The sequence below is a fragment of the Anoxybacillus amylolyticus genome, assembly GCF_001634285.1.
In the GTDB taxonomy this organism is placed as follows: domain Bacteria; phylum Bacillota; class Bacilli; order Bacillales; family Anoxybacillaceae; genus Anoxybacteroides; species Anoxybacteroides amylolyticum.
Map to the genome: position 1 here is coordinate 303,239 of NZ_CP015438.1, position 12,331 is coordinate 315,569.

Genomic DNA, 12,331 nt, shown 5'->3' on the forward strand with positions numbered 1-12,331 from the left:
TTTATGTTACAATAGAAATAAAGATAGCAACAAGGAGATTGATGTATGGGACTAGAACTGTTGCGGCAGCCGAGATGGCGCATTATTGACCAGTCGCACGTCGGACCAATGTTTGATGCTCGTCAATCGTTTGCGATCGACGATACGCTCTGTACGTCCGTCGGACAAGGAGGCTCGGATGCGGTCGTCCGCACATGGGTGCATCACGATACAATTGTGCTTGGGATTCAAGATACGAAACTTCCGCATTTGCAAGAGGGGGTTTCTTTCTTAAAAGAACAAGGCTATCGCGTGATCGTCCGCAATTCCGGTGGCCTTGCTGTCGTTTTAGATGCTGGAGTGCTGAACATTTCGCTCATTTTGCCAGAAAGCAAAAAAGCAATTGACATTAACCAAGGCTATGAAGCGATGTGGGAATTAATCAAACGGATGTTTTCGGTGTATCCGGTCACCATAGAAGCGAAGGAAATTGTGGGCTCTTATTGCCCCGGCAGCTACGATTTAAGCATTGATGGGAAAAAGTTCGCTGGTATCTCGCAGCGCCGTGTTCGCCGAGGAGTAGCCGTCCAAATTTACGTATGTGTTAACGGCAGCGGTTCGGAACGCGCCGAATTGATTCGCCAATTTTACGAGCGCGGTTTACAAGGGGCGGAAACGAAATTTACTTACCCTCGCATCGTTCCGGCCACGATGGCGTCACTGTCCGAATTATTGCATGAGCGGTTAACGATTTCGGATATGATGCTTCGTTTATTGCAGACGCTTCGTTCGTTTGGAGCCGAACTTTATTCGTCTTCCTTAAACGAAAAAGAATGGTCGCTGTATGAACAATATTGGCAGCGAATGGTGGAGCGGAATGAAAATAGCCTGCCCTTTTTATAAGAGGCAGGCTATTGTTATTCAGCAATTTTCTCCAAATTTCCGTTTTTGTCCATTTTAAACTTTAACGTCTGTCGTTCTTCTTCCTCTTGCAACGTCATTTTTCGCGCGCGGTTCATAATGCGAAGCATCGTTTCGTATTCTTCCATCATCGCAGCCGAGTCTTCTTGTAGTTTAGCAATTTTCTTTTCTAGCTCCTCGTTTTTCGCTGCTAATTCATCGAGTTCTTTTTGCAGCCGTTCGTTTTCAGCTTTCAATGCTTCGGCATGAGCGTTATTGGATTTAAAGGACTGCAAAAAAGCAATGACGTGGTCGATGGTCAGTTCTGTCGGCTCTGGTGCTTTCAATTGTACTAATTCCCCAAACTCTTCAAGTGAAGGAGTAGGCGGAGTATACAGCAATCGTTTTTTTCCTGCTTGGTTTTTTCCGAGCAGGCGGAGTCGCTCTTTCCGCTGTTTTTTCGCTAGCTGTAATGCCTTCTCATAGCGGCTGCGCACGACGGCGTTCCAGCGAAATCCGCACGCTGCCGACGTTCGGTTCAATTTATCCCCGACTTCTTCAAAGGCGTTCAACTGTGTGCTCCCTTCTCGCACATGCCTTAACACCGTTTCCGCCAATAGTAAATCATCTTCTTCTGTCCATGCATCTTGTCGTTGTTTCATAGCTTCCACCCTTTCGAACAAACCTTTATCATGAATTAGTAGTAGCATGGACAAAAATAAAACAATCTATACGAGATTTAATGAATAAAAAATTGCAAGTTTTCCTTGCTTGCATTGTCGAAAGAGAAGCGGTAGAATACACGTTAGCGCAAAGATACGGAAAGGATGTGCGAGGATGGCAAATGAATTTCGCGTTTGTGATGATTGTCAAGCGACGAATGTAAAAACGTTATTGCCACGGCTGAAAAAACTAGACCCGAACGCCACGATTCAAATTGGCTGCCAGTCGTATTGCGGACCTGGTCGGAAAAAATCGTTCGCGTTTGTCAACAACCGCCCGATTTCAGCTGTCAATGAGGATGAATTGATCGAAAAAATCGCGCAAAAGTTGAAAAAGAGCTAAAAATCGCCTTCCGTACTGCGAAAGGTGATTTTTTTTCTAATTTTAGGGAAAGTCAACCGTTTTTTTGCCCCCAAAAACGGCGTATAATGGATATATGTTCATAATGGAAGAGGGGATAAAATGGCGTATCCCGGAGGACAATTGAGCGAAGAAAAAGTATTTAAAGATCCTGTTCATCGATACATACATGTGCGGGACAAATTGATCTGGGATTTAATCGGAACGAAAGAATTTCAGCGCCTCCGCCGCATTAAGCAGCTTGGTACAACCTATTTAACGTTTCACGGTGCCGAACATAGCCGCTTTAACCATTCGCTAGGCGTATATGAAATTATTCGTCGCATTATCGACGATGTGTTTGTCGGGAGAGAGCATTGGGATCATAACGAGCGGTTGTTATGTTTATGCGCGGCATTGCTTCATGATTTAGGGCACGGGCCGTTTTCTCATTCGTTTGAAAAAGTGTTTCGCCTCGATCATGAAGATTTTACGCAAGCGATTATTTTAGGGGATACGGAAGTAAATGCGGTGCTTCGGCAGATGGGGGATGGTTTCCCAAAAAAAGTGGCGGAAGTGATTGCGAAAACTTACTCGAATAAGCTTGTTGTCAGCCTTATTTCGAGCCAAATTGACGCGGATCGAATGGATTATTTATTGCGCGACGCGTATTACACGGGTGTTAGCTACGGCAATTTTGATATGGAGCGCATTTTGCGCGTCATGCGCCCGCGTGAAGACCAAGTCGTTATTAAGCGAAGTGGCATGCATGCGGTCGAAGACTATATTATGAGCCGCTACCAAATGTATTGGCAAGTGTATTTCCACCCTGTAACACGCAGTGCGGAAGTGATTTTAACCAAAATTTTGCATCGGGCGAAAAAACTATACGAAAATGGCTATACGTTTCAAACGGAGCCTACTCACTTCTATTCTCTCTTTTCTGGAAATGTCACCTTGTCCGACTATTTAAAGCTAGATGAAGCGGTCATTCTCTACTATTTTCAACAATGGCAAGAAGAAAAAGATGAGATTTTGCGCGATTTGTGCAGCCGTTTTGTGCATCGTCGGCTCTTTAAGTACGTGGAATTTAGCCCGACGAATGAGCAAATGGAAAAACTGATGGAGTTGCGTCGCTTATTTAAAAAGATTGGCATCGACCCGGACTATTATTTAGTCGTCGATTCTTCTTCCGATTTACCGTATGATTTTTACCGGCCGGGCGAGGAAGGCGAGCGGCTGCCGATTTATTTGTTAATGCCAAACGGAGAGCTGCGTGAACTTTCGCGGGAGTCGGTGTTAGTAGATGCGATTTCAGGAAAGCGAAGAACAGACCATAAACTATATTTTCCTTCGGATTTTTTATCGGATGGAGCGACGAAGCGAACGACAAAGAAAAAAATTTTAGAAATATTAGAGGGTTAGGAGATGACTCGGGGTGTTAACAGAACACGCAAAAGTGATGAAAGTATTGGAAGCGTCAGGGGAAATCGTCGGGCGAAAAAAGTTGCAAAAAATGATTTATATCGCGAAAAAGTTGCAATTTCCGTTTTATGAGAAATTTGATTTTCATTTTTACGGTCCATACTCCGAAGAATTAACGTGGCGCATCGAGGAGCTTTGCAATTTAGGGTTTTTGCATGAAGCGAAAGAGAAAAAAGGCGGATATGTGCAATACCGCTATACGTTGACGGAAGCAGGGGAGCAATTTTTGTGCCACTATGACCTAGACATGCCGCATTTGCAAGATTGCTTGCAAGATATGAATGAACAGAACTCACGGTTTTTAGAGCTGGTTTCAACGGTGCTTTATTTTGAGCATTTGCCGAAAGAAGAGGTAGTAGAAAAAATTGTGTTGTTAAAAAGTAAGCAACGCTATACGGAAGAAGAAATCAACGCGGCGTATGCGTATATCAATAAACTTCGCGGCTACGTGCAGAGCTAGTCTTAGAAAAGAGAGCCCAAAAGGTCATGGGTGTCCCGGAAGCAAAAGGACACCCTGTGTACATTATTCGTCACTTAGTCGTTTTCCGCCGACGGCGTAGTGGTTTTTCGCCATTTCTTCGATAAATACGACGATTTTTTCTTTTGGTGCGCCGGTTGTTTCTGCGACAGCTTCCGTTACTTTTTCAACGAGCGCTTTTTTCTGTTCGTCTGTCCGTCCTTCGAGCATTTTAACTGTTACGTAGGGCATAGCGATTCCTCCTTGTTTGACGTTTCATTGTTATTGTATCATGAAACCGACCATTTCAGGCGAATAGTGGTATACTAAGTAATAAAGAAAAAAAGGGGTTTGTAGCGTGGATCAATTGTTACCGTATTCATTAAGTGAAATTCCATATGTGTTGATGGCGCTGGCGATTGCTTTTTCCGTTCATGAATTTTCCCATGCGTACGTCGCTTACAAATTCGGCGACCCGACGGCGAAAAATCAAGGGCGGTTAACATTGTCACCGCTTGCCCATTTAGACTTGTTGGGAATGTTGCTCATTTTTTTGGCTGGTTTTGGTTGGGCAAAGCCGGTGCCAGTCAATCCGTATCATTTCAAAAACCCACGTTTAGCTGGGATTCTTGTATCAGCGGCTGGGCCATTCAGCAATCTGCTTTTGACTGCTATCGGCTTTCTCGTTTGGTACAGCATGGTTCGTTTTGGTGTCATGAACATCATTCCGGACTGGTTTGCGGCAGGGTTTGAAACGTTCTTTTCCATTTTTATCGGGCTCAATGCGCTATTGTTTGTGTTTAATTTGTTACCGTTTCCGCCGCTTGATGGCTATCGCATTATCGAAGACTTGTCACCGCGTCATTTGCGGGCAAAAATGACACAGTGGGAAAATTACGGAGCGCTTATTTTCCTTATTCTCGTTTTGACACCGCTTGATCGGTATACGATTCACCCGATTTTTAGCGTAGCGGTACCATTTGTGCTTGAACGGATGCAATCGTTCTTTTCCGCAATCTTTTTTTAGAGGGGTGGTTCGATGGATAAAAAAAAGAAACCGATGGGATTTAATATTATTAAAAGCGATCCGACCGCCGGACACGGCGGATTTGGCGCCGGTGTCCTTAGCTTGGACAACGTATCGCCAGTCATTATCGACGTGGACGCTGGGGATGCGTTCGTTGATATCGGTGCCATGCATGCGCGCAGCGCTGTTGAAAAAGGCATTAAATTTACACCAAACCGCGACGAAGTACCAAACGGGAAGCCGTATTGGCTCGTTTGGGTAACGATTGACCGAAACGAATCCGGTCCTTATTATGCTGGGGTGACAGCGTGCGAAATGACCGTCGACCGCGAAGCACGGAGAGGGTATAAATTGCTTCCAGATCACGTCAATAAGCTCGATAAATCGTTGAAGCGGCGCATTATCGTCGACCATATGGACGAAAAATCAAAACAAGTGTTGGCGTCGTTTTTACAGCAGCACGACATCGAGATGTGGAACCGTTCGAGCGAGGAACTAAAGGTTGGTTTAGGAGAATAGGTATATTTATCCATAAGTGTGACGGTTTTGTGAACGTATACAGACAAGGACTTGAGCTTTTTTTGGAAACGGAGTAAACTAAACCTACATGCATAACACAATAAAACTAGGACAAGAAAAACCTCAAGCAGCGAACGCTTGAGGTTTTTCCTTATTTCCATATTCAAAACCATTCGAACAGTTTTTCCAACCAATTGCTTGATTTCTCTCTATGCTCTTTCTTTTTCTTCTTTTTCTGCATGTGTTCGGTACAATATTCGGTCGGTTCTGTGCCCGTGATATAGTACGTGAGCCGTTTCACAGGACAGGCGTCCGTAGCGAGCTTTCCATTGTCAGGGTTGATGTATACACCGACGACCCCCTTTGTTGGAGTAAATGATTTTACAGGTTCTTTTTGCAAACTTTTTTCCATGAACTGCACCCAAATTTTTTTCGCGTATTGTTTTTCCGCTGGTTTCGTCATTTTTTCTCCGCGGTCATACCCAGTCCAGACGCCGGCAACAAGCTGTGGCGCGTAGCCAATCATCCAGCTATCTGTTTCTGTTGTCCCTGATTTTCCAGCGTAAGGACGGGTGATGTCGCTTGCGATTGTTTGCCCAGTGACCGTTGTGTAGTCGTTTAATTTTGGGTCGAACATGCCGGTCATTAACTCGGTCGTGACAAAAGCAGCGTCTTCGTCGAGCACTGGTTCCTCGTGTTGCTTTGCTTCGTAAATGGTTTCCCCACGATAGTTGACGATTTTTTTTATGAAGACCGGTTCGATTTTTTTGCCGCCATTGGCAAGAATACCGTAGGCGGTGACCATGTCAATCACTTTTACCGGCGACGTTCCGAGCGCAAGTGACGGTACTTTTTTCAGCTTGCTCGTAATGCCGAGTTTTTTCGCTGTTTCCACAAGCTGGTCTTCCCCGATAAACAAATGCGTTTTCACCGCAAATACGTTATCCGATAATGCAATTGCTTGCGCCAACGTAATCGTATCGTTTGCATAGTAATTGTTGTAGTTATGTGGCGTATACGTCGAGCCGTCATCAAGTGTAAATGTCGTCAACTCGCTACGCATTTCCGTGGATGGCGTAAATCCTTGTTTAATTGCCGCATAATAGAGAAACGGTTTAAACGTTGATCCAGGTTGCCGCTCAGCTTGTATCGCGCGGTTATACTGACTTTTTTCATAATCTCGTCCACCTACGAGCGCCCTTACTTCCCCCGTTCGTGGATCCATCGCGACTAATGCTGCTTGAATAGCGGATGATGGATCAATAATTTGTTGGATTTGTTGCTCAGCGATTGCTTGCATGTTCGGATCTAATGATGTATAGACGCGCAATCCTCCCATTTCAATCGTTCGTTCATCGAGTCCGATTTTTGTCCGTAATACGTATTTTACAGTATCTTGGAAATAAGGAGCGATTGGTTTTTGGACCATTTCGTGATGATGCGAGTACAAAAGCGGTGTGCGGTACGCCTGTTCCGCTTCTTTTTTACTAATATAGCCGCTTGCCACCATCGCTTGTAACACCATTTTTTGGCGTTGCTTTGCTCTCGTTTCATTGACGAACGGCGAATAATACGACGGTCCTTTCGGAATGCCAGCTAGCATGCTTGCTTCACTTAATGTCAATTTGTTTGCTGATTTCCCAAAATAATAGCGGGCGGCAGCTTCTACCCCGTACACTCCGTGACCGTAATAAATCGTATTTAAATAGCCTTCTAAAATATCTTGCTTTGTATAGTTTACTTCAAGCCGGATCGTATATAGTGCTTCTTGCAGTTTTCGTAACCATGTTTTATCTAATGTTAAAAATAAGTTGCGTGCATATTGCTGGGTGATGGTGCTTGCCCCTTGCACTTTCCGCATCGCTTTTATATCAGCAATAACCGCAGCAGCGATGCGCTTTATATCAAATCCATAATGGTCGAAAAACTTTCTGTCTTCGACGGCAACGGTCGCATGAATAATAGCAGGAGACATGTCGTGCAAGCCCACCCAATAGCGCGTTTGTCCATTATCACTTTCCCCGATTTTTGTGCCATCATCAGCATAAAACACCGTTGTTTGTGGCACCGCTAACGGTGGTGCGCCTTCCCATTTTGCCAACGCGATAATGGCTGTAATACAAGCGGCAAATAGAAAGGTGAGGATGAGGCTAATAAAGATGAACGCCCGTATATATTTGACTGTTCCGCGAAACCGGCTACCTGGAATGAGCTCCAATTCTCTCACCTCATCAATCGTTTGTTATAGTTAGTATGAAAAGATTTTTCCCATTTTAAACATTTTTCTAGCAACTTTTACTTGAAATTTTGCTAGATTGCTCTATACTTTTTCATGTTTAGTTTTTCTTTGTAAGGCTAAAATAAAGGCATGTGAATGAATAAAAGAAAGGGTGTTTACACATGGAATTATGGTTTACAGAAAAGCAGACGGAACATTTTGGAATTACAGCACGAATTAAACGCACTTTACATACAGAACAGACGGAATTCCAAAAGCTTGATATGGTCGAAACGGAAGAGTTCGGAAATATGCTTATTTTAGACGGCATGGTCATGACGACGCAAAAAGACGAGTTCGTCTATCACGAAATGGTTGCCCATGTGCCGCTCTTTACACATCCGAATCCGGAAAACGTGCTTGTCGTTGGTGGCGGAGACGGTGGTGTGATTCGCGAAGTGTTGAAACATCCGAGCGTAAAAAAAGCGACGCTAGTCGAAATTGATGGAAAAGTGATCGAGTATTCGAAAAAATACCTTCCAGAAATCGCTGGGAAGCTAGACGACCCACGCGTGGAAGTAAAAGTCGATGACGGCTTTATGCACATTGCTCAAAGCGAAAACGAATACGATGTCATCATGGTCGATTCCACAGAGCCAGTCGGCCCAGCGGTGAATTTGTTTACGAAAGGGTTTTATGCGGGCATTGCGAAAGCGCTAAAAGAGGACGGTATTTTCGTGGCACAAACAGACAACCCTTGGTTTAAAGCGGATTTAATTCGTACGGTGCAGCGCGATGTACGTGAAATCTTTCCGATTACACGCCTTTATATCGCGAACATTCCGACATACCCAAGCGGCATGTGGACGTTTACGATGGGCTCGAAAAAATACGATCCATTAGCAGTCAGCGATGCCCGTTTCCATGACATTGACACGAAGTATTACACAAAAGAGCTGCATAAAGCGTGCTTTGTGTTGCCAAAATTTGTCGCTGATTTAGTGAAATAAGGGGGATTTTTTATGCGATTTGATGAAGCGTATTCTGGCAACGTCTTTATTAAAAGCCATCCAAACTTTGAAGAAAGCGAAGCGGTCATCTACGGGATGCCGATGGACTGGACGGTTAGCTACCGCCCAGGTTCTCGTTTCGGTCCAGCACGCATTCGCGAGGTATCGATCGGTCTCGAAGAGTACAGCCCGTATTTAGACCGCGAACTTGAGGAAGTGAAATATTTTGATGCAGGCGATATCCCGCTTCCGTTCGGCAACGCGCAACGCAGCCTAGACATGATTGAAGAGTTCGTGGACCGCATTTTAACGGCAGGTAAATTTCCGCTTGGTCTTGGCGGCGAGCATTTAGTGTCGTGGCCGGTGATGAAGGCAGTATATAAGAAATATCCCGATTTAGCGATTATTCATATGGATGCGCACACCGATTTGCGCGAGCATTACGAAGGAGAGCCTCTGTCGCACTCGACGCCTATTCGGAAAATTGCGGAGCTTATTGGACCAAAAAACGTATACTCCTTCGGCATTCGTTCAGGAATGAAAGAAGAATTCGAGTGGGCGAAACAAAACGGCATGTATATTGCCAAATTTGAAGTATTAGAGCCGTTAAAAGAAGTGTTGCCAACGCTTGCTGGTCGTCCGGTATATGTCACCATCGACATCGATGTACTAGACCCAGCGCATGCACCAGGCACAGGCACAGTAGATGCGGGAGGTATTACGTCAAAAGAATTGCTCGCGGCAATTCACGAAATTGCTCGTTCTGATGTGCACGTCGTTGGTGCCGACTTGGTTGAAGTCGCGCCTGTATACGACCATTCCGAACAAACAGCCAACACAGCAAGCAAACTCGTGCGCGAAATGCTTCTTGGTTGGGTCCAAAAACGGAAATAATGCCAATCTCCGTCTGAAAGGACGGGGATTTTTTTTTGACATAGGACAAGGAGGGGACACATATAGTAAAGTACGGTTTCCATTTTGCCAATAGGAGAAAGGAGGGGAGATGATGGGGGTTCGCTTAATCAAAATTTCTGCCGTTTATTTTGCGGTCGGGGTTTGCTTAGGTCTTTATATGTCGATCGTACACTCATTTACACTCACGCCTGTGCACGTTCATATCAACCTACTTGGCTGGACAGCGCTGACGCTTGCTGGTATTATCTATCATTTATTTCCACAAATAGCGGCGACGACATGGGCAAAAGCACATTTTTGGCTTCATAATATCGGGTTGCCGGTCATGATGATTAGTCTTGCGTTTGTCGTTTCCGGCCACGAATCATGGATTCCGATTACTGCCGCTGGCGGCGTTCTCGTCACGCTTGGCGTGCTTAGCTTTGCGTGGAACGTGGTGAAAAACTTAAAATCATAAAAAGGTCAAGGCGGTCTCTTTCTCGAGGCCGCCTATTGCATGTGTTGCGGGCTTTTCTTATACTTAATGAGAGTTCATATAGCAAGGTGTGAAACGATGGAGAAAACGAACGGAACGCCGATTTTGCTGAAGCAAGTCACGGAAATTCGCGACGGTTTGCGAAAAGAAATTGTTGTCGTTGAAGCAAATGGTTTATACTACATAAAAGGGGATACGGTCTATTTAACATTTAACGAGCAATATGAAGGTCGAACGGTAAAAAATGTGTTAAAAATTCACGAAGACGAAGTTGTTGTCCTTCGTTCTGGCGCGGTGCAAATGCGCCATACGTTCCGAAAGCATAAAGAAACGGTCGGGACGTATGAAAACGAAATGGCGCGATGGTTGTTGAAAACAAAAACAGATGAAGTGCGGTACCAATACAATGAAAAAGCGAAAAAAGGCCATCTATTTTTTTCTTACCTATTGCAGCTAGCAGATCGGGATGCTGGCCGGTATAAAGTAACGATTTTATTTAGGGAGGAACGAAGATGAATATCGTGGAACAAATGAAAGAAAAGCTGAAAGAAGAAATTAAGCAGGCTGTTTTTAAAGCAGGGTTTGTCGCAGAAGGGGAACTACCGAACATCATTTTAGAAGTGCCGCGCGAAAAAGCGCACGGTGACTATTCGACGAATATGGCGATGCAGCTTGCCCGCGTTGCGAAAAAAGCGCCGCGCGTGATTGCCGAAGAAATCGTTCGTCATTTTAACCAAGACGCTGTTTCCGTCAAAAAAATTGACATTGCAGGCCCGGGCTTTATTAACTTTTACATGGACAACCGGTACTTAACGAATTTAATTCCGACCATTTTAGAAGCAGGAGCGTCGTATGGAGAAACAAACGTCGGCAACGGGCAAAAGGTGCAAGTCGAATTTGTGTCTGCCAACCCGACCGGAAGCTTGCATTTAGGCCATGCGCGCGGGGCAGCGGTCGGTGACTCGTTGTGCAATATTCTAGAAAAAGCCGGATTTGACGTGACGCGCGAATATTATATTAACGATGCCGGCAATCAAATTGCCAACTTGGCGAAGTCGGTTGAAGCTCGCTATTTCCAAGCGCTCGGTATCGAGAAAGAGATGCCGGAAGACGGCTATTACGGCGAGGATATTATCGAGTTAGGGAAAAAGCTAGCGGCAGAACATGGCGATAAGTTCGTTGGAATGGAGGAAACGGAGCGGCTGCAACAGTTCCGCGAATACGGGCTCGCCTATGAAATGGAAAAAATTAAAAAAGATTTAGCCGATTTCCGTGTAAACTTTGACGTATGGTATTCCGAAACGTCGCTGTACCATAACGGAAAAATCGAAAAAGCGTTACAAGCATTGCGCGAAAAAGGGCACATTTACGAACAAGACGGGGCGACATGGTTCCGTTCGACGACGTTTGGCGACGATAAAGATCGCGTGTTGATTAAACAAGACGGCTCGTATACGTATTTGTTGCCGGATATTGCGTATCATCAAGACAAGCTTGAGCGCGGATTTACAAAGCTGATTAACATTTGGGGCGCGGACCACCATGGCTACATTCCGCGCATGAAAGCAGCGATTGCGGCGCTCGGTTATGATCCAGACGTTCTAGAAGTAGAAATTATTCAGCTTGTCAGCTTGTATCAAAACGGGGAAAAAGTCAAAATGAGCAAACGGACCGGTAAAGCGGTCACGATGCGCGATTTGATGGAAGAAGTCGGATTAGACGCCACTCGCTATTTCTTTGCGATGCGTTCAAGCGATACGCATTTAGATTTTGATATGGATTTAGCCGTTTCGCAATCGAACGAAAACCCAGTGTATTATGCGCAATATGCACATGCGCGCGTGTGCAGCATTCTTCGCCAAGGAGAGGAGCAAAATCTATCTTATGAAGGCGAATTGCAGCTAGAGTATATCCAGTCGGAAAAAGAAATCGAGCTGTTGAAAAAACTTGGCGAATTTCCAGCTGCGGTAGCGGAAGCTGCGCTTAAGCGCACCCCGCATCGCGTGACAAACTATATTTTTGAGCTGGCGTCAGCGTTGCATAGCTTCTACAATGCGGAGAAAGTCATCGACCAAGAAAACGTGGCAAAAAGCCAAGCACGCCTAGCGTTAGTGAAAGCCGTGCAAATCACGCTGCAAAACGCTCTGCAATTAATCGGCGTGTCGGCACCGGAAAAAATGTGACATCGTTTTTGAAATATAATAATAAATAAGAAAAGTGGGTATATTTGTGTTAGGCAAATATATCCACTTTTTTTGCCTCCCCATTTGAAAAAGAGTATGAT

14 protein-coding genes are annotated in these 12,331 nt (G+C 44.9%); 11 read left to right on the plus strand and 3 right to left on the minus strand.

All coding sequences use genetic code 11. The features are described from left to right. Nucleotides 1-45 precede the first annotated feature (45 nt). Nucleotides 46-882 carry an octanoyl-[GcvH]:protein N-octanoyltransferase gene (locus tag GFC30_RS01530; protein ID WP_066322527.1) on the plus strand — a complete coding sequence of 279 codons (837 nt, stop codon included), beginning with the start codon at nt 46-48 and terminating at the stop codon, nt 880-882. 14 nt (nt 883-896) lie between these two features. Here the strand turns inward: GFC30_RS01530 and GFC30_RS01535 are convergent, their stop codons facing one another. Continuing rightward, nucleotides 897-1,541, minus strand: coding sequence for an RsfA family transcriptional regulator (locus GFC30_RS01535; protein ID WP_066322528.1), 645 nt, complete (start codon nt 1,539-1,541; stop codon nt 897-899). 175 nt (nt 1,542-1,716) lie between these two features. Between GFC30_RS01535 and GFC30_RS01540 the strand changes: the two genes are divergently transcribed. The 3 genes from GFC30_RS01540 to GFC30_RS01550 all read left to right on the plus strand — a co-directional run bounded on the left by GFC30_RS01540 (nt 1,717) and on the right by GFC30_RS01550 (nt 3,886). Continuing rightward, nucleotides 1,717-1,944 carry a YuzB family protein gene (locus GFC30_RS01540; RefSeq protein ID WP_066322530.1) on the plus strand — a complete coding sequence of 76 codons (228 nt, stop codon included), beginning with the start codon at nt 1,717-1,719 and terminating at the stop codon, nt 1,942-1,944. A gap of 120 nt (nt 1,945-2,064) precedes the next feature. Further along, a complete protein-coding gene (locus GFC30_RS01545) occupies nt 2,065-3,366 on the plus strand; it encodes an HD domain-containing protein (RefSeq protein WP_066322531.1) in 1,302 nt (433 codons plus the stop codon). Between the two features lie 13 nt (nt 3,367-3,379). Then, nucleotides 3,380-3,886, plus strand: a complete 507-nt coding sequence (locus GFC30_RS01550) for a YwgA family protein (RefSeq protein WP_066322533.1) — start codon at nt 3,380-3,382, stop codon at nt 3,884-3,886. Nucleotides 3,887-3,949: 63 nt separating this feature from the next. Here the strand turns inward: GFC30_RS01550 and GFC30_RS01555 are convergent, their stop codons facing one another. Beyond that, complete coding sequence (locus GFC30_RS01555; protein WP_066322534.1) at nt 3,950-4,135, minus strand: 2-hydroxymuconate tautomerase; 186 nt, start codon at nt 4,133-4,135, stop codon at nt 3,950-3,952. Between the two features lie 106 nt (nt 4,136-4,241). Here GFC30_RS01555 and GFC30_RS01560 point away from each other — a divergent pair, with 106 nt between their 5' ends. After that, nucleotides 4,242-4,910, plus strand: a complete 669-nt coding sequence (locus GFC30_RS01560) for a site-2 protease family protein (protein ID WP_066322536.1) — start codon at nt 4,242-4,244, stop codon at nt 4,908-4,910. 12 nt (nt 4,911-4,922) lie between these two features. Beyond that, the gene (locus GFC30_RS01565) at nt 4,923-5,429 is read left to right on the plus strand and encodes a YwhD family protein (RefSeq protein ID WP_066322537.1); all 507 of its coding nucleotides are present in this window, start codon (nt 4,923-4,925) and stop codon (nt 5,427-5,429) included. Between the two features lie 163 nt (nt 5,430-5,592). On the opposite strand, the gene GFC30_RS01570 is transcribed toward GFC30_RS01565, so the two are convergent. Then, nucleotides 5,593-7,647, minus strand: a complete 2,055-nt coding sequence (locus GFC30_RS01570) for a transglycosylase domain-containing protein (RefSeq protein ID WP_066322538.1) — start codon at nt 7,645-7,647, stop codon at nt 5,593-5,595. Between the two features lie 182 nt (nt 7,648-7,829). Between GFC30_RS01570 and speE the strand changes: the two genes are divergently transcribed. The 5 genes from speE (at nt 7,830) to argS (ending at nt 12,230) form a co-directional block, all read left to right on the plus strand. Continuing rightward, a complete protein-coding gene (speE, locus tag GFC30_RS01575; protein WP_066322542.1) occupies nt 7,830-8,657 on the plus strand; it encodes a polyamine aminopropyltransferase in 828 nt (275 codons plus the stop codon). A 12-nt stretch (nt 8,658-8,669) separates the two neighbouring features. Beyond that, entirely contained in the window at nt 8,670-9,551 is an 882-nt protein-coding gene (gene speB / locus GFC30_RS01580) for an agmatinase (RefSeq protein WP_066322546.1), read from the plus strand. A gap of 112 nt (nt 9,552-9,663) precedes the next feature. Further along, a complete protein-coding gene (locus GFC30_RS01585; RefSeq protein ID WP_066322547.1) occupies nt 9,664-10,029 on the plus strand; it encodes a cytochrome-c oxidase in 366 nt (121 codons plus the stop codon). 96 nt (nt 10,030-10,125) lie between these two features. Further along, complete coding sequence (locus GFC30_RS01590) at nt 10,126-10,563, plus strand: YwiB family protein (protein ID WP_066322548.1); 438 nt, start codon at nt 10,126-10,128, stop codon at nt 10,561-10,563. After that, nucleotides 10,560-12,230, plus strand: coding sequence for an arginine--tRNA ligase (argS, locus tag GFC30_RS01595; RefSeq protein ID WP_066322549.1), 1,671 nt, complete (start codon nt 10,560-10,562; stop codon nt 12,228-12,230). Before GFC30_RS01590 ends, argS begins: the two co-directional genes overlap by 4 nt. The last annotated feature ends 101 nt before the right edge of the window (nt 12,231-12,331 follow it).